The following is a 17,987-nucleotide window of genomic DNA, read 5'->3' as shown; positions in this document are numbered from 1 at the left end:
TATAATCGCTTCACGAGGTCTTGATAGGAATAAAATTGCTGTTCCGTTGGATTCATATCAAATTCTACTCTCTTCCCAGATGGGCTTCATATCCCATACTTCCATCGATTTGACTGTCAGACTGCCGTCTCCCCAAATTTCAAGTCCCAAAGCATCCTTACGGCTCGGATACACCCGGGTCGTCAGGCTTTTCAATCCGTTGGCATAGGCTTCGACCATGGAACGGTCCAAATAAATGTGAAGCTTTAAATTCTCCCCTAAGAGCTCCAGATTACCGCCTTGAATCCCTCCGCACTTTTCTCCCGGGTGAAGTGTGGTTTTTGTTCGGTCGACAGAGAACGTGGATTGGTTCATATTATAAAACAGCAGGGTCTCTTCTTCTCCATCCGGTGTACGACGGATCTTGATACCGAATCGTTTGGCGCTGCCAGGTTCCATTTCCAATTGAATTTCAAGCATGTCGCCTTGAACATCCTGAAGCCGTTCATTAGCCTCAGCCAATGATTTGTCCTGGAGAGATAGCCTTCTGGAGCCCCGAAGCGATTGAAGCTCCTGAATCGGCTCAATCCCTAACCGTCCATCCTCCCTCAAACACACGCTGAGTGGCAAACCGGCGTTGTGAGCCCAACCCGATTGATATTCCAGTTCGAGCGTCCGGTCGCCTTGGGCTATCGTAAATATGATCCTTCTGCCGGTCTTCGGATCAACCATTCCGCTCGGGCCGGTAAAATGAAAATCACCAACGTCAATCAATTGCGGTTCCTCTTGATCCGGAATAAATGATAGATTTTGCTTGTCAAGCTGCCCGATCCAATAGAATACCTCGACATCCGCTCCCTGTCCCACAGGGCTGACCAGTAAAAGATGCTTGTCCACACCCTGCTTATCGCTGCCAAGGGGAAGAAGCACGGGAAGCTCCCATATGGGTCCAAGATAAGGAAACTTCTGAATATCCGCTTTAAACAATGCTCCTTTGTAAGTCCAACTCAGCATATCCTGAGATTCAAAAGCCAGCGCTGCCCCACCTTCGCCTTCGATCCCGGACCCGACCAAAGCAAACCACCCGTCATCGTCCTTCCACACGAACGGATCCCGGAAATCCCCGAATGCGCCCATGCCCTTCTTCTGTACAATCAACGGTACCGGATGCTTGACCCAATGAACCAGATCCGGGTCTCCATCCCGGGTATAGGTACTTCGTGCAAGCGCCACGCTCTGATTAGGCGAAGCACCGTCATTGCCTGCTGTAAAGAACAAGACAGGCAGGCCGTCTGCATCGTAGGTCGCGCTTCCCGACCAGATCCCATCCGGTGCGAGCGAATCCTTTTCAGGGGCTAATGCCACAGGAAGATCACGCCAATGCACCAGGTCCTCGCTTACCCAATGTCCCCAATGAATGTGATAAAAAAATGGCCCAAGAGGGTTATGCTGATAGAATAGGTGGTATTGACCATCAAAATAGATCGGCGCGTGGGGCTCGTTCATCCAATGCGCCGGCGGGCTGGCATGATACTGCGGTCTGTGTCGATCCAAAAGCAAAGGTGTCCGATCCAATTTGATCTCATCATACGCTAATTGCGGATGGACTCCTCCGCAGGCAACATTCAACACTTGCCGATAAGATGAGGCAATCTCCTCCGCGCTCAAAGCGCGATTATAAATTTTGAGTTCATCCATGATACCGCTAAACATGTGAAGGCTAAATTCGCCAGCCCATTGGCTGCTGTGATTATTTTTGCCAATGAGTAGTTCCGTGTCGACCGCTTCGGCCAAACGGGAATTTCTAGGCAGCTCAGCCGAAGCGATTTCGCTGCCGTTTAAGTACAATTTCATTTCCCCTTGATGCCCATCGAACACAGCATTGATATAAGACCAATTGTTTTTTGGCAGTTCAAGACCGTCCGGCGACCAAAGTTCCTTCCAGTCTCCTCCTTCCAGCCCGACTTGGAAGGACCAGGAGCCATGACGAAACATGCCCAGTAGATAACCCTGCTGGCGATCCATGTAGTAGCGGTTCACGATGGCTGACAGCTTACCTTCAAATCCCCATTCATAGGAACGGGGAGCCACCCATACTCCGATACTCAGTGCTGATCGATATTCTGTCTTTCGGTTCACATTTCCCTCTTTAAACCGATGGGAAATGTATGTCGAGTACCCGTCGAACAGCAGCCCGTTTCCCATGACTCCCGGTTTCCACTGCGGATCGCAGGATTGCGTAAACTCGGCTTGATTAAATACGTACTGAATATCATCACGTACTTGAGATATGCTCTCCACAGCATTGGCTCCGGTTCCTTCATCGAATGGCCAATACATCATCAGCCCCTGATTGTCGGATGTTTGGCTCACGCTTCATCCCTCCCTGATGTCTGTCCTATGTTGTTATTGGAAGCATGAATAGACTGAAGTGCATGGACATGGAGCGAGTTCAGCACAACCTGCCCTGATTCCGTACTTATGGAAAGCTCATTAATCGGGGAATCCGGGAAAATTTGATCCGTGAGAGCAACCAGCCCTTCATTCGCATACACTTCAACCGCATTGCGATCCAGCCAGATACGCAGCCTGATTTTCCCGTTATCCGGAACCAATCTGGCGCCATGCTTACACGCAAACGACGCGTGAAAATCCGTCATGCCTGATTTGGAACGGTCGATGAATAGCCATTGGCGTACAGGATCATATCCGATTGAAGTCTCACTTTGCCCGGACGATTGCATTTTGATATAAACCTCGCCGGCGGATCGAATATCGATGTCCGCTTCAATCTCCAGCAAGTCATCCTTCATCTTCAGCACATACGGGAACTCAGGGGCTACCGTGAGCATATTCCAGTCCCACGATTCTTTTCGAAGCTGCTCGATTTCCCCGACAGGCATTTGGGTTAGTACGATGCCCTCATCCCGATGGGTCAATGACAAAACGCGTGGCAGCGTCATTGCGCCTCTCCAGGCGCCGGTAGGCGTCTCGTTCGCATATTTCCAATTGCTCATCCATCCGATGATCACGCGTCGTCCGTCTTGCTCAGGTAGATCCGACCAGGTAACACCTGCATAGTTGTCCCGACCATGATCCAGCCACATGATATGATCAGGCGAATTATCGTTGATGAAGGTATTTCCGTCAAACTCTCCGATAAAATATTGCGTGCGTGATCCTTCCGGACAGGAGGGGTTATCTCCAATGCTGATGATAAGCACCCATTTGGAACGCCCGCTGTCATCGATCGGCAATTCAAAGAGATCCGGGCATTCCCACACACCGTCATGCGAGCCTTCCTCACGGCCGAATTCCCCGGTAAACGACCAATCACGCAAGTTTTTTGACCCATAAAACCGGACATGGTCTCCCGCGACAATGGTCATAATCCACCGCTCACTTTGTGCATGCCAGAACACTTTCGGGTCCCTGAAGTCTACCAGACCAGGCTCAGCAAGAACCGGATTCCCCTCATATTTGTGCCACGTTCTGCCTTTATCGCTGCTGTAAGCTAAGCTTTGCCGCTGGCGTGGCTGCCCGGTCTCTGGACTTGTGTCCGCATGGGTAAAAATCGCAACCAATCCATGGGCGCCCGCAAAAAATCCGCTGCTGTTATTAAAGTCAACTACACAGCAGCCGGAAAAAATGGCTCCATGCTCGTCCGGGAACAGAGCGATCGGCTCATGCAGCCAATGAATCAGATCCTGGCTTACCGCATGGCCCCAGTGCATCGGCCCCCATTTATTGCTAAAGGGATGGTGTTGATAAAACAGATGATATTCTCCCTCGTAATAGAATAATCCGTTCGGATCGTTCATCCAATGGGATGGAGGCGAAAAATGAATTCCCGGTCTAAATCTCTCGCCCATCTGTTTATGTGACTCCATGATCTTATTGATTTCATCTATCGTCGGCATTGACTGAAGAGCCCCTTTCCGTGTTGTCACTAATGCACCGCCAGCATTGGCAAAAGTCAGCATGCTAATGATTTGCTGTTTTTCTAATTTATTCAAAGAAATGTTGCATTCCAGTATTTGATATAATAAGCAGCCTAGAAAAGCGTCGCCGGCCCCGGTCGTATCGATGGTATTCACTTTGAAACCTGGGACATAACCTTCATGGGCAGCCACCCGGTAATAGCAGCCTTGTTCACCTATCGTAACGACAATAAAGGCGATGCCGAATTGTTGCTGTAACATGAGTGAGCCTTTCTCAACATCGGTTATACCCGTGATAAAGCAAAGCTCTTCTTCTGATATTTTCAAGATATCTGCATGCTTCATGCCCCACAGGATATTTTGCTTCGCTTCCTCCTTGCTCCCCCATAACGAAAATCGGATGTTCGGATCGAATGAAAGCAAAACTCTGGCCTCCTGGGCCTTAACGACTGCCGCTCTTGTTGCTGAACGTGCCGGCTCGTGGGTCATTGACAATGAACCAAAGTGGAGCACCTGGCAGTTCCCAATCCTGTCGAGCGGGACATCCTCCGAGCGCAACAAGGTATCCGCTCCCGGTTGCCGGTAGAAGCTGAACGATCGGTCTCCGCTGTCATCCAAATGGACAAATGCCAGCGTTGTTTTGGCTTCATCCGTAAACGAAAGCGCACTCACGTCGACCTCGCAGCTAAGCAACGTATTGTGCAGAAACGAACCGAAGTGATCCTTACCAACCTTGCTGATTAATGCAGCTTTGGCACCTAAACGGGACAGCGCAGCTGCTACGTTAGCCGGAGCCCCTCCGGGGTTGCATTCTAATTGCTCGTTGCCCCCAACTGAACGGCCTACCGGAGTAAAGTCTATCAATAATTCCCCAATGGCTATTACATCAAGCACAGTTTCTCCCCACCTATCGTTTGATTATCTATCTATTTTAGATTTGCGTTATAACGATCTAGCCCATTTTGATAAATCTCCATCAATTCGTTCAAGCCCATTTTCTCCAGGGTCTTCACATAGCTGTCCCACTGCTCATCGACGCCGCCATCAACAATGAATTTTCCTCGCTGGGTATTGACATATTTAATCAATTCGGGCTCAATTCGATTGATTTTGTCCAGTTCCTCCGGCTCGAAGAAGATACTCGGATAGTTTTCCTTTTCCATATAGGGATCGTAATATTTTTCCAAGTCTTTAACGCGCTGCTGGGCTCTAGGCTCCAGATCAACGACTTTTCCCAAATCTTCGATGGTAATAACACCTGGTCCTCCAGCGCCTGGAGCGACTTTTTGACGGAATTCGCCTGCAGAAGTCCCTTCGGGAAGCGGCAGGTTTACCAATTTCCCATTCTCGTCCTTCTCGAATACGATATCCAGTGGACCCCAGTGGATTTGAGCAGCCATGTAGGGCTCATACTGCTGATCGATCCAACGCATCGTAATTTCCGGATTCTTGTTCTCTTTTGTAATCACGAAAGCGCCGCGTCCTGGACCGCCACCGTTGCCGCGACCGATCAATTGATCCCCGTTCGGTCCTTTGAGCGGAGACAGCAACGCATAATCCTCGCTTCGCTCCGGTCCAACCACCTCATCGACTTCCCACCAGATATAGGAACCGAGTGTTTCGGCTGATGTTTTCCCTTTGGCCAGATACTGAGCGGCGTCCTGGGTGAACGATTCAGGATCAATCAAGCCCTGCTTATACCATTTTTCATGGAAATATTTCAATGCTTCCTTATATTCAGGCTGCGTAGCAGTAAAGATCACTTTTCCGTCGCGGACGATCCGATGTTCCATGTTATCCGGAAGTCCGAAAGCTCCGAATATGCCAGCAATATCCATACACCACTGCATGTGCATAAAGCTTAACGGAATTTCGTCGGCCTTGCCGTTGCCGTTTGGATCCTGTGTTTTAAAGGCAACTAAAGCTTCTGTATATTCATCCAATGTTTGCGGCATTTTCAGGCCCAGTTTGTCGAGCCAATTTTTATTGATGACGTGAAAGAAGGGGTTTGTTCCAAGATTGTTCTCTTCCCACGAAGGCAGCCCGTATATATGCCCATCCGGTGCCGTGATTGAGGACTTAATGTCAGGACGGCGATCTAAGAGCGCTTTCAGATTAGGCGCATATTGATCAATTAAATCTTCCAGCGGGAGGATGGTACCATCTTCTCCGTAAGTAACCAGCTCGTAATCGGAGAATCCGGCTCCGTAAAAAGCATCCGGTAAGTTGCCGCTGGCCAGCAGCAAATTTTTCTTCTCTGTAAAGTCCGTGTCCGGAATGTTCTCCCACTCAATCTTAACGTTGGTTTCCGCTTCCAATCGTTTGAAAATTTCCATTTGCGAATACTCTGGCGCCAATGCTGCCTTCGGGGATACCATCTTTAACGATACCGGTTCATTCACAATCGGAAGACCCGTTTTGTTAAAATTCGCAGCCTGATCAGGATTATCCGACTGATTCTTGGCGTCTCCTGAACATCCACTCAGCGCAAAAGCTCCGGCTAACATAAGAATCCCCGCTCTTTTGAATACAGATTTCATCGTACATAACCTCCCTTAGATCATTACGCAAGATTGATACATTACTTTGTCTTTCTCTATAGTGGTCTGGATGCTGATATATCGATTCTGCTGCGCATCCCCCCTTTCAAGTATCTGTCTTCATCATCCTTTGATCGATCCGATCATAACGCCTTTGACAAAGTACTTCTGCAGGAAAGGATAGAGAATCAGCAGCGGCAGACTGGATACAATGATGACGCCGTATTTGATCAGCTCCGTTACGCGCATCTTCGCCGCGTAGGATTCCACGTCCACCATCATGCCGGAGTTCACCTGATTCTGGACGAGAATGTTGCGAAGCACCAGTTGCAGCGGATATTTACTTTCGTCGTTCAAATAGATCAGAGCATCAAAGAAACCGTTCCAGAAGCCGACGACATGATACAGTACCATGACGGCTATTATGGACTTGGATAAAGGCAATACAATGCTCCAGAAAAATCGGGTGTTGGAACAACCGTCGATCGAAGCGGCTTCCCACATCTCATCCGGGATGGAGGACTGAAAAAAAGTCCTTACGATAATGACATTCATGATGCCGCCGGCACCGGGGATCACAAGTGCCCAGATCGTGTTAAGCATGTGAAGATCCTTGATTAGCAAATACGTAGGAATCAACCCGCCGCTAAAAAACATGGTGATCAATAAGAACCACATGATAACAGGTCTTCCAACCAGATCCTTACGGGCTAACGGGTAAGCGGCAAATACGGTAACCGCTACTCCGATCAAAGTTCCAATACCCGCGTATAGCAGGGAGTTGGCATACCCGATCCAAATGGAGGAGTCATTGAATATTCGTTCATAGCCATCGAGCGTAAAGCCCTTCGGAAATAACCATACTTCCCCCGAATAGATGAGATTGGGATCACTGAATGAAGCAATCAGCACAAAATACAGCGGAAATAATACGATCAGCATGACTACGGTCAAGAAGAAATAGTTGATGGCGTCGAACCATGCGTCTCCTCTGCTTTTTCTCTTCAATAACTGGTTCAAAGTGAATCCCCCCTACCAAAGACTGGTTTCCGTTAATTTTTTGGCGACCCGGTTGACGGTGACAATCAGGATGATATTGATGATGGAATTAAACAGTCCGACTGCCGTAGAAAAGCTGTACTGCGCCTTCTGAATCCCCAATTCATATACATAGGTCGGTATAATATTCGAAGTCGCATAGTTAAGATCGCTTTGCATTAGAAATGCTTTCTCGAAACCGATGCTCATGACGTTCCCGAGTGCGAGAATCAGAAGAATGACAATGGTTGGCAAGATCGAGGGAATGTCCACGTACCATACTCGCTTCCATTTACTTGCTCCATCCATAATCGCGGCTTCATGCAGTTCCGGATTGACCCCGGCAAGCGCAGCCAGGTAAATAATCGTAGCGAAACCAGTCTCTTGCCATATGCCTGACAAAATGTACAATGGACGGAACCATCCTTCGTCAGCCATGAATAGAATGGGTTCCCCGCCGAACCAGGTAATGATGAGGTTCACGAGACCACTGTTTGGAGATAAAAAAACATGCAGCATACCGACGAGCACAACGGTAGATATAAAGTGCGGTGCATAAATGACGGTCTGAATAAATTTCTTGTAACGCTTGCCCAGCATCTGATTCAGCATGATCGCAATAATAATCGGAGCCGGGAAGCTAAACACAAGCGATAGGAAACTGAGTGTTAGCGTATTTTTCATGATGGTCCAGAAATTATAAGAATTAAAAAAATCAATAAAATGCTGGAAACCCACCCATTCGCTGCCCCAAATGCCCTGGCTCGGTGAAAAATCCTTAAATGCAATTTGTACTCCGTACATCGGATAGTACTTGAACAGGAGATAAACCAGAATAATCGGCAGCAGGAACAGATACAGCTCGTAGTTGCGTTTGACTCGACTCCAAGTTTTACGATTTTCTTTAATGAGGGGTTGTTGTCCCCCGGAATCTCGTGAAATCACCGTCATACTCCCTTTCTTCACAGCATGTAATTTGTATTTGAAACGTTTCCAATTTAATTGAAACGTTTCCAACTTAGTATAAGAAAAACGTCAACCAGTAATTATACCAAGAAAGCTTCTTCCGTAGCAGTTGATGTTTTTCTAATGAATAACCTAGGGTAAAGCATTTGCTTCCATGTAACAATCAAGTCGTTTCACCTTGTCTAAATATGACCGGAAGACGATAAACTTCCCGGTCCAATGTTTCGCCATCGATCTTTTTGAAGAGCAGCCTGATCGTCGTACGCGCCATCTCCTCTACAGGTTGTCTGATCGTTGACAATATCGGATGGAAATACGGATGATCCTGAATCCCGTCATATCCGATGACCTTTACATCCTCCGGAACGCGAATGCCCAGTCTACCTGCTCTTTCGATATACTTGGCAGCGAACATATCCGTAATAGCAAAAATGCCGTCCACATCCCGATACTTATCTAGAAACTCGCAAAAATAGGCTTCATCGTCTACAACGGGGTCTGGCTTTTCGTAAATAACATAGTCGACTCCCATTGCTTTAGCTTCATGAATAAAGCCTTCTCTCCGATTCATAGTTTCACTGAAAACGGATGTGACGCTTCCCATAAAAGCCGGCTTACGGGCACCCGCTTTGACAAGCTCCCTTAACGCCAGACGCCCTCCTTCATAATTATCCGAAGTTACGCATGTGATTTTCTTGTTGAAGTGCCTGTCTATACTGACAATCGGGATGTCGTTGCTTACGTCGTTTTCGATATCGTTGTACGTAATGCCGACAATACCTGCCACTTTGTTTTGTTGAAGCATATCAAGATAATACAATTCCTTCTCAGGTTTGCCGCCGCTATTACACAGCATGAGCTTAAAACCTTCTTGATCCAACTCATCTTCTATGTAATAAGCTAATTCCGAGAAAAAAGGATGCCAGATACTGGGTAGCAGCAGGGCTACCATCTTGGACTTTCGCATTTTGAAATTTCGGGCAATCTCATTAGGGATATAATTTAACTCTTGTATGGCCATCTCCACTTTTCTGCGTGTAGCAGGCTTAACGGCACCCGAATTGTTAATGACACGGGACACGGTGCCCACAGCTACACCAGCTAAGTTGGCTACATCTTTAATACTTGACATTTAACCCCCCACTTAAATCTCTTTTATGGAAATCATCATAACACCGAATTGGAAACGTTTCAATAACTTTTTTGGAAACGCTTTTTTTACAAAAGAAAAGCCCGGTTCGAATCAAACCGTGCTCTTCCCGCTTTTATAGAGGATCCCGTTGACCTTTTCGGAGCTCAGCATCATGATCAGAGCAAACAACAGGATGACGATGGGAAACAACCCGATGGATATCTGGGCTGCAACGATCCCAAAGAGCGGGGGCAGTATCGTTGTGCCTGTGTAGGCAACAGCCATTTGATACCCCATGATTCTGGACGATTGGGCTCTGCCGAAGCGCGCCGGCGTTTCATGCAGCATGCAAGGAAATATGGGCGCAAGGCCGAGTCCGATGACAATCAAACCGATGAGGGACAGATAGGGATGCAGCGGCAGCAATAACAGGACGGCCCCTGCAATAGCCGTCACCTGCCCGGCCCGTATGAGGGTGAGATTGTTGATCTTCAGCGTCACGAATCCGGTTATGAAGCGGCCGACCGTAATGCCCCCGTAATACATGGACACCCAGACTGCCGCTGTTTCCAATGGCAGCCCCCTGGCCCCTACCAAAAAGCTTGCTCCCCATAAACCGACCGTCATTTCCACACCGCAATAGAACAAAAATACCAGCAAGGTAACCTTTACCCCTTTGATCTGCAGCGGATTCCCGCGTTTCTGGACCATGGCTTCCCCTCTGCTCGCGGAGTCGGTTCCCGTATGTACGTCCTGCATGTCTTGAGGCTGATGTCGGCTCGCCACGATCTTCCATAGCGGTAACGTGAGCAGCAGGATGAAGACCAGTACGAATTGCAGGATCGATACGGTATAATATCCGTCTCTCCATGCATTGTCGGTCCCCATGGAATAGGACATGATGATCGGTCCTAACGTTGCGCCGACGCCCCAGAAGCAGTGCAGCCAGCTCATATGATGGGCCTTATAATGGTTTGCCACGTAATTGTTCAACCCTGCATCAACTGCCCCTGCGCCTAAACCAAGGGGAATCGCCAGCAGAATGAGCCAGAACAACGATGGCGCAAACGAAAACCCGAGCAGCGCACTGGCCGTCAGCAAACAGCTGATCAGCGTAACGATCCCCGTCCCGAAGCGTTCGATCACGCTTCCGCTGAACAGGCTGGACACGATCGTGCCTCCGGTTACCATCATCGACAGTAAACCCGCGGATTCAAAGGCCGCTCCAATATCCGGCTGCATGGCCGGCCAGGCGACACCAAGCAGCGAATCCGGAAGCCCTAAACTAATGAAGGCAAGATAAATAATAAGAAGAAAAAATGTTACCACGATGAAGGTCCTTTCAACGTTGTTATCAATATGGCAATACTCATCTATTCTAAACCTTGTTCGGTCTTATGGAAAGGCCAGGCACGGCTTTTGTCCTCGAAAACGTCGTGCAGAATGAAATGTCAGGAATGGAACGCCTTCCAGAATTCACCTTCGGTATTGATGATATCCTGGATCTGTGCAAACGGAATGGTGAATGTCGGAAAACCCGCGGCGTAAGGAGCAATCTCGTAAGGCGCAAACACCAGATGAATCGCATGATCCGTCACATAGAAGGACTGGTCTTGAGCGATTCCCGTATAACTGTCCGGGAACACGTACGAATACTGAGGATCTTCCTTGATCTGCTTGCCGACGATCCGGCTGAGCTCCTGCACATAATCGCTGCCTGGCTTAAACAAATCCTTTAGCGAATACATGCTGCCGTTCCCCAGGTTAATCAAGGCAAAGGTTCGGGTCGGCATGCCATGCGCGGCACCGAAGGGATAATGATAACCGTTCAGCTCGAGTACAAGCAGCTGCTCCTTGTAGAAAATGACGTCAAAATCGCCTGTATAAGCATATTCCAGCTGCTGGTCCGCCGGAATAAACTTTACTTGAGACATGTCTTTAAGCTTGTTATTAACCGCTTGCTCGGCAGCCCGATCCCGCATTCCCTCGATCTGAGGATAATAAACTAAGTAATCCGGATTGGGTTTATACTTCTCCTCTACGACCTGATAAGGAGGGTGTAACGGAATTACCGTATTCTGCTTCCATATGACGCGGCCCGATCGATCCAGATACGACAGCCTCTGATCGACCATGGCCTTTATCAAGCTGCCTGGTTCCAGCGTAAATGAACCGCTGCCGTTCACGCGGGGATATCCCGGCGCCGGTTGGCCTGTTCGATCGATGAAATACGTCTGTATTGCATCATATACCGAGGCCAAACCATGCTTGAATTCAAGAACGTCACGATATACATAATCGGACAGCTTCCTTCCGTCCCAATCTGCGATGGCATAGATGGAGCCAATATACGGCTGGGCAGGATCAATCGCGCGCCCGAGCGCAAACCGGTCCTCATTCAAATCCCGGATGTCGTTATACTCCGGCTGGATGACCCATTTCCCCCGTACATTAATGACGCCATACATTGATCGGTAATCTTCAGATGTATTAACGATAGCTCTGCCGCGATGGAAAGGAAATGCCGAAGTGTAAGCCGGCGGGATGACAACGTTCCCCTGTTCATCGATATATCCGTACTTCCCGGCGCTTTCCTTCTGGAAGGCTATCATGCCATCACCTTGCGGTCCAACGTAAGCGAACGGATAGGTGGCCAATTGGCGCCCCTGAAGATCGATGAGGGCATAAAGATTTTCTTTAATTTTCACTACCGCTTTACCGCCTGCAAAATCATTCGCTTCCTCATACTGCGCAGGGATCGCCTCCAGACCCTCGGCATCGAGGTAGCCGTATCGGCTGTTTGCGCCATCACCGCTGCCGGAATCGGTAACATAGTATACGGCTCTTCCTTCGCTAAGCCCCGCGATATATGGATAACTCCGCCTTGTCAGCACTTCCCCTTGTTCGTTGATCATTTGAAAGCCTTGACGATCGATCACGGTCGCCCGATGTTCCAAGAATGGACTGATGGACTGATACTTGGGCTCCACGACGAAACGGGCGAACCTGTCGATGAGCCCATAACGGCCGTCATCGCCAACGACTGCAAGACCATTGTCCTGGAAATCCTGAGCATCCTCATACTTGGGTTGAATGACCATGCTGCCGCTACGGTCGATGTATCCCCACTTTGTTCCGCTCGTTGTTTTCACGGATGCCGGAAATAATCGGCCAAGGGTCTGCGATTGCCCCCTGCTTGCCAGCATTTCCTTGATCCGGCTCTCAAGCTCAAGCAGAATCTCGCGTGAAGGGTAAGGCTCTGCGAACTCAAGTGCTTTACGGACCGACACAAGCGCGGCCTCCTGCATCCCTGCCCGGTATTGCGCGTCTGCCAAGTAGTACCAATAATAAGCGTAATCCGGATGTTCGTGCGTCAATCTCTCGTAATACTGAACGACGGCAGGAAAATAATAAGGGTAAGCATCCGTTGCAGGCACTAACATTCCTCGGTCCCACCTGACCACTTCGACTCGATACGCTTCTCCCGTATCGTGGATCCATAACGCGATTTCAGCAAGACCATCCGAGCCCGCCGGACCGGGCAGATCCACGATATCGATATAACTGAAATTTACGTCAGCAGGCGCTATATCCATGTATCCCTCCGGAGTCCATGCGTAGATCGACAATTTGGACCAGATAGAGCCAAGCTGCCAGCCTACGATCACATGGTCCAGGCTAGGGTTTAACACGGGAGCTGCCGTCAGTAAAGTAACCCCATACCCCTGTCCCATGACATTGGCAACAACATCGTAACCACCATTTCGATAAAGCAGCACAAATAGATACAATGCTTCATTCAATCGATAGACTCCAACGATTTCAGGCACCTGATCTCCCGTGACATCTGCGGTTATAACGGCAGCATGTTTGGCAGTATGACCCATGTGTACCATTTCCGCGCCGTTCGGCAGATAAGCCTTAACCATCTGAACCAGCTGCGGATCATAAACGGACATGAAGTTTTCCTCCCTATTCGCAAGCTTTCTCGCCTAATCGTATGCAGACGATTGTCAAATATGCGCTTGCGCGAGAGGGAGACGGCGCTTCACGCGACATGTTTCGTCGCGGACCGTTACCTAAAAAACGACCCGATCGCCGTGTAGCGATCAGATCGTCGTTTTCGTTCAGTACGGTTTGCTAACCATGAGGTATAAAATAACGAACGGCAGCAGTGTTGCTATCGTCCCGCCTACCGCCCAATACGTTGAAGCTCGCTTATAACTTGCTGAAATTCCTCCATCCTTTACGGACTGCAGACTATGCCGAATCATTCCTTTTTGCAGTGGAATCAATATGCCAGCCCACAGAATTCCCGTAATGCCGAACAAAACCAAGGAAGCCGTAAGCCAGCTCATACCGCTCATTCCATATCCGGCTTGCATGCCCATCACTATGCCTGAAACGATGATCAGCAGCAGGCCTGGAAGCGTGAACACCGCATCGGCTAACATGACATTTTTTACCGTGTGATGGATCTCTGCAGGATCTCCTTTCAGGTCCGCCCGCACCTTCCAGAATGCCGCCGTGACGATATTGCCCAGAAATAATACGCATCCGGCAATGTGAAGAAATAACCATAACGTCATCGGTCATCCCCCTCCTTCCGATGCCCGGGCCGCAATATATCGATGATGAAATCCGAATATTCCTTCGTGCTGAATACATCGCTTGTTACGCCGATAAGCCCCCGCATCCGCAATCCGAAAGACAACAGCTCGAACAGCTCCGCCGTGCGTTCCGCATCGATGGATTTCGTTATGACGCCGGCTTCTTGGCCCGTAACAATCCATTCCTTGGAAGTGGCCGTCGCTTCCCTGTAGAAGCCAGCCACTATGTCGGCAATTTCCGGCTGATCGCTTTTGCCGATCAGGTACATCAAGATCAGGTTGCTGACATCGTCCCTGCTTTCCAGTCTCGACATGCCGGTTGCAATGGCATTCATCGGCCCGTCAAACTGTTTAATGTCCCCTTGCTTGTTCACCTCGTTCATGAACTGCTCGTTCTGTTCGGCAAGCCTTGCTCTTAACACGAGGACAAACAGCTCATCCTTGCTTGAAACATAATGAAAAATAGCTCCCTTGGACAAGCCGGAACGCTTCATGATGTCAGTGAGCGTGGTTCGGCTTGCGCCCTGCTCACGTATCAGTGCTTCCGTGGCTTCTAGCAGTATTCGCTTGGTCTGCTCTCGTCGTTCTTCCTGCTTCATCTGTTATCCTCCTTGAAGATGGTTGGTTGATTGGTTGGTTGGTTACCCCTGAGGCGGAAGCCATCCCGCCATGATGACCGCCGCCAGGAACACGAATTGCATCAGCGTTCTCGTTCCGATCGGAGTGGCCGGCTTGCCGTCGAGCGGCAATCGGTGTTTTGCAGCGTACACATTGGCCGGAAACATGGTCAGCAGCATAAGAGCCAGGCCTGCAGAGGCGAAGGCGGTCGTGGCCGGAATAAGGATCAGAATAGCTCCCGCAATCTCCAGCACCCCGGTGACGCTAACAACAAACGCGGCATAAGGGATCCCCGGCGGGACCATCGCGATCAGATCGGCTCGACGTTTTCCCCAATGGGCAGAAGCCGTAATCAGGAACATGACCGCAACCGCAAACCTGAGCGAAATAACCCAATCATTCGTATACTCCCAACCTGCAAAGCCCAGTGCCCGAAACAAAAGAAGCGACACGAACATGGCTATAAACGGTATCATGGCCTTCACCAACCTTCCGTGAATTTGTAACTTCATTATATATACCGACCGGCGGTTTGTAAATACGAAAATACAACATTTTTCCAAACCTCCACGGCCAGCCTCGTATGAAAATGTAAAGAACCAAGCCGGTTGCATCCAAACCCGGCTTGGCCCTTTCTTTTTACGATTCATTAAAGCTTACGCTGGCTATGGCTTTTTTCTACATACATTCGAAATAGCAGAATATACAACACCGTGCTGATCAAGGCCGATAACAGGATGATGCCGAATACGCCCATCGGCGATACCCAAGCTGACAGAAATACCGTCACCGGCGCCAGTAATCTTCCTACCGTAAACTGCAGACTGTCAGCTCCCATATACTGTCCTCTTGCATGCTCCGGCGCATAATGGCTGATAAAGCTTTGGGTCACCGGCGAGCGGACAATTTCCCCGAAAGTAAAAATAATGGTTACGAAGAATAAAAACCAGATGTTGGTGTTCAGCCCGAGCGCAAACGTGCCTACACCGGATAGCAAGGATGAAAGAACGAATACGTCCCGCTCCTTCCAGTTCCGAAACCACTTGGTTACCGGAAGAATAAATAGAACGAACAGGAGCCCGTTAAGGCCCAGCACCCACCCAAGAATTTCCGTGCTCGTTAACATTAGCGAATGACCGTTCCAGGAGAACAGCGTCTGGGATGGCACATAATCGATGACATATACCGCCAAATACAGGTCCAGCTGCATGATGGTCACAAGGGCAAATATCCCTGCCAGTATGTATACCAGAAACACTTTATCCCGAAAAATGATGCCATATCCCTTCCACTGCGCCTTAAATACCTGAAGGATCGAATCAGTTCGCTCCGGAATGCTCGCTGAAGCCGGTAAGGTTTCCCGAACAATGAAGTAAATCGCGTTGAAATAGACCAGCAATACGACTGAACATGACCACAGGAGCTCTTGACGATACTGAAAAAAGAAAATGGCTCCAAGTGCCGGACCAAGCACGGCCCCTAAGTTGTTTGCCGTCGTAAACGTTGCGAATACCTGCCGTCGTTCTTGAACGGGAACCAAATCCGCTACCATCGCCGAACTGGCTGGCCTGTAGATGGCTCCCCCGAATCCGATGCCGATAAATGCGGCATAATCGGTCCAGTGCGAAGGCGACAGAGCGAACAGCGCAAACATGACCGTTTGCAGCGAGGCGCCAAGCAGCATGACGGGGCGTCGTCCCAGCCGATCGGCTAAAGCGCCGCCGAGCAGGCTGCCGACGATGCTGAATATCGGAGGAACCGTCATTAGGATTCCCGCGATATGATTGCCTAGAGCAGCGCCGAAATAAACCGTTATGAAAGGGAAATACATCCAAAACAGCATATTGAACAGCGCTTCGCCGAATAATCGAACCTTTAAATTGGTATTCCATAATCGTATTGGCATAAAACTCCCTCTCTTCAGTCCAAACAGCACAAGTTAAACATTGGTTTCCCGGCCGGGTATTACAAACTATAGGGCATTTTCCTGGCAAAATATAGACTTATATTTATCGCTGAGCTATACTAATAATATCAAAGCCGAATATAGTGATTTTCATTTTAGATGACCCATAAAACGAACATTTGTTCCAAATACAAAAGACGCTCCCCCTCGGAGCGTCTTTTTTTGTTGCATGGCTGTATTCACTTGGACCTGCTGTCAGGGCGGGCATGGATAACGAAAACGCCCGTCAGATGGAGCCGGAATCAAGTAATAGGATAATCCCCAAGGCTTAATCCGCCAGCTTTTTCAGTTCATGCAAATGGTCAAAGATCATCTGGCTGACCTCGGAGACCCGTGCCCGATCCTTATACGTGAGCCATGCCAGCTCTTCAATCTCCGAAGCCGGTCTTAACTCCCCTTCATATTCAGCCGTGTAACAGGACATCGTTACTCGTACGCCCTCCGATTTGCCGTGGGCGGAAGCGCGGAAGCTCCCTGCATTCGCCGCGGTCTCCGGTTTGATGCGAACGGACAGCTCCTCCTCGATTTCCCGAACCAGGGTTTCGATATCGGATTCTCCCGGTTCCCGTTTTCCTCCGGGCAGGTAATACGTGTCCTTGCCCTTGGAACGTGCGCCCAGTATGCGTCCATCCAGGATGTGGATCCAAGCGATTTTATCAATTTCCGTTATCATATGGATTCCTCCCTCATTCTTCAATTGCCGATAGCTATGCCGTCTCTTGCTGCTCCTGTTTACCGCCTAACTTAAATACTAGTATACCCCCGATAATCACAAGAACACCGATCAACTGATTTCTCGTAAACGGGACCTTCTCCAGGCCCAACCAGCCCAAAGAGTCCCACAGCAGCGCGAAGCCGAGCTGCGAGGTCATAACGATCGAAATCGCGAATGTAGCACCAAGCAGCCTTGTCGCTTGTACCAAACAGATCACGACCCCGACTCCGATCATTCCGCTGATCCAGTACCAGGGCTCCATGTTTTGAATGTCGAATGTCCCTTTTCCCTCTACGACAAGACTCATGACGAACGAAGCCACAAAGCCCATGCCTAGCACCAACGTCGTTGTAGACCAGGAGCCTGTTTTTTCATTCACCCTGTTATTGAAAATGTTCTGCAAGCTAACCAACGAACCCGCGATTAGCGCTAATACCAATCCTGCTACCATGCTCTATCTCCCTTACGGTTTCTTCATCATC

At 49.2% G+C, this 17,987-nt stretch carries 14 protein-coding genes; all 14 read right to left on the bottom strand.

Translation table 11 applies throughout. The features are described from left to right. Positions 1-57 precede the first annotated feature (57 nt). Complete coding sequence (locus M1D70_RS13150) at positions 58-2,352, bottom strand: GH32 C-terminal domain-containing protein (RefSeq protein WP_456290064.1); 2,295 nt, start codon at positions 2,350-2,352, stop codon at positions 58-60. Next, positions 2,349-4,814 (bottom strand): PfkB family carbohydrate kinase, encoded by a 2,466-nt coding sequence (locus tag M1D70_RS13145; RefSeq protein WP_456290063.1) that lies wholly within the window; start codon positions 4,812-4,814, stop codon positions 2,349-2,351. The genes M1D70_RS13150 and M1D70_RS13145 overlap by 4 nt, the downstream gene beginning before the upstream one ends. Positions 4,815-4,846: 32 nt before the next feature. Then, positions 4,847-6,460, bottom strand: coding sequence for an ABC transporter substrate-binding protein (locus M1D70_RS13140; RefSeq protein ID WP_456290062.1), 1,614 nt, complete (start codon positions 6,458-6,460; stop codon positions 4,847-4,849). 123 nt (positions 6,461-6,583) lie between these two features. Beyond that, positions 6,584-7,480, bottom strand: coding sequence for a carbohydrate ABC transporter permease (locus tag M1D70_RS13135; protein ID WP_036663520.1), 897 nt, complete (start codon positions 7,478-7,480; stop codon positions 6,584-6,586). Positions 7,481-7,492: 12 nt separating this feature from the next. After that, on the bottom strand, positions 7,493-8,449 hold the full coding sequence (locus M1D70_RS13130; RefSeq protein ID WP_456290427.1) for an ABC transporter permease: 957 nt from the start codon (positions 8,447-8,449) through the stop codon (positions 7,493-7,495). Positions 8,450-8,627: 178 nt separating this feature from the next. Continuing rightward, positions 8,628-9,596, bottom strand: a complete 969-nt coding sequence (locus tag M1D70_RS13125) for a LacI family DNA-binding transcriptional regulator (protein ID WP_456290061.1) — start codon at positions 9,594-9,596, stop codon at positions 8,628-8,630. 111 nt (positions 9,597-9,707) lie between these two features. Beyond that, the gene (locus tag M1D70_RS13120; protein ID WP_456290426.1) at positions 9,708-10,928 is read right to left on the bottom strand and encodes an MFS transporter; all 1,221 of its coding nucleotides are present in this window, start codon (positions 10,926-10,928) and stop codon (positions 9,708-9,710) included. A gap of 119 nt (positions 10,929-11,047) precedes the next feature. Continuing rightward, positions 11,048-13,555, bottom strand: a complete 2,508-nt coding sequence (locus tag M1D70_RS13115; RefSeq protein WP_456290060.1) for a WG repeat-containing protein — start codon at positions 13,553-13,555, stop codon at positions 11,048-11,050. Positions 13,556-13,723: 168 nt separating this feature from the next. Next, positions 13,724-14,185 carry a DUF2269 family protein gene (locus M1D70_RS13110; RefSeq protein WP_009593507.1) on the bottom strand — a complete coding sequence of 154 codons (462 nt, stop codon included), beginning with the start codon at positions 14,183-14,185 and terminating at the stop codon, positions 13,724-13,726. After that, the gene (locus tag M1D70_RS13105) at positions 14,182-14,805 is read right to left on the bottom strand and encodes a TetR/AcrR family transcriptional regulator (protein WP_456290059.1); all 624 of its coding nucleotides are present in this window, start codon (positions 14,803-14,805) and stop codon (positions 14,182-14,184) included. Before M1D70_RS13105 ends, M1D70_RS13110 begins: the two co-directional genes overlap by 4 nt. Positions 14,806-14,847: 42 nt before the next feature. Continuing rightward, on the bottom strand, positions 14,848-15,300 hold the full coding sequence (locus M1D70_RS13100) for a DoxX family protein (protein ID WP_456290058.1): 453 nt from the start codon (positions 15,298-15,300) through the stop codon (positions 14,848-14,850). A gap of 173 nt (positions 15,301-15,473) precedes the next feature. After that, positions 15,474-16,730, bottom strand: coding sequence for an MDR family MFS transporter (locus M1D70_RS13095; protein WP_456290057.1), 1,257 nt, complete (start codon positions 16,728-16,730; stop codon positions 15,474-15,476). 328 nt (positions 16,731-17,058) lie between these two features. Further along, positions 17,059-17,463 carry an NUDIX hydrolase gene (locus tag M1D70_RS13090; RefSeq protein WP_009593522.1) on the bottom strand — a complete coding sequence of 135 codons (405 nt, stop codon included), beginning with the start codon at positions 17,461-17,463 and terminating at the stop codon, positions 17,059-17,061. Between the two features lie 34 nt (positions 17,464-17,497). Beyond that, positions 17,498-17,956, bottom strand: coding sequence for a DMT family transporter (locus M1D70_RS13085; RefSeq protein ID WP_456290056.1), 459 nt, complete (start codon positions 17,954-17,956; stop codon positions 17,498-17,500). Between the last annotated feature and the right edge of the window lie 31 nt (positions 17,957-17,987).

Source organism: Paenibacillus sp. AK002, from assembly GCF_053903045.1.
The sequence above is the reverse complement of the archived record's forward strand: the minus strand, read 5'-3'. Positions and strand labels throughout refer to the sequence as shown.

What these genes read in the sequence shown, in the direction of transcription:
- M1D70_RS13140 (WP_456290062.1), bottom strand. Translation starts at nt 6,460, where the DNA reads ATGAAATCTGTATTCAAAAGAGCGGGGATTCTTATGTTAGCCGGAGCT.
- M1D70_RS13130 (WP_456290427.1), bottom strand. Translation starts at nt 8,449, where the DNA reads ATGACGGTGATTTCACGAGATTCCGGGGGACAACAACCCCTCATTAAA.
- M1D70_RS13125 (WP_456290061.1), bottom strand. Translation starts at nt 9,596, where the DNA reads ATGTCAAGTATTAAAGATGTAGCCAACTTAGCTGGTGTAGCTGTGGGC.
- M1D70_RS13115 (WP_456290060.1), bottom strand. Translation starts at nt 13,555, where the DNA reads ATGTCCGTTTATGATCCGCAGCTGGTTCAGATGGTTAAGGCTTATCTG.
- M1D70_RS13110 (WP_009593507.1), bottom strand. Translation starts at nt 14,185, where the DNA reads ATGACGTTATGGTTATTTCTTCACATTGCCGGATGCGTATTATTTCTG.
- M1D70_RS13105 (WP_456290059.1), bottom strand. Translation starts at nt 14,805, where the DNA reads ATGAAGCAGGAAGAACGACGAGAGCAGACCAAGCGAATACTGCTAGAA.
- M1D70_RS13100 (WP_456290058.1), bottom strand. Translation starts at nt 15,300, where the DNA reads ATGATACCGTTTATAGCCATGTTCGTGTCGCTTCTTTTGTTTCGGGCA.
- M1D70_RS13095 (WP_456290057.1), bottom strand. Translation starts at nt 16,730, where the DNA reads ATGCCAATACGATTATGGAATACCAATTTAAAGGTTCGATTATTCGGC.
- M1D70_RS13090 (WP_009593522.1), bottom strand. Translation starts at nt 17,463, where the DNA reads ATGATAACGGAAATTGATAAAATCGCTTGGATCCACATCCTGGATGGA.
- M1D70_RS13085 (WP_456290056.1), bottom strand. Translation starts at nt 17,956, where the DNA reads ATGGTAGCAGGATTGGTATTAGCGCTAATCGCGGGTTCGTTGGTTAGC.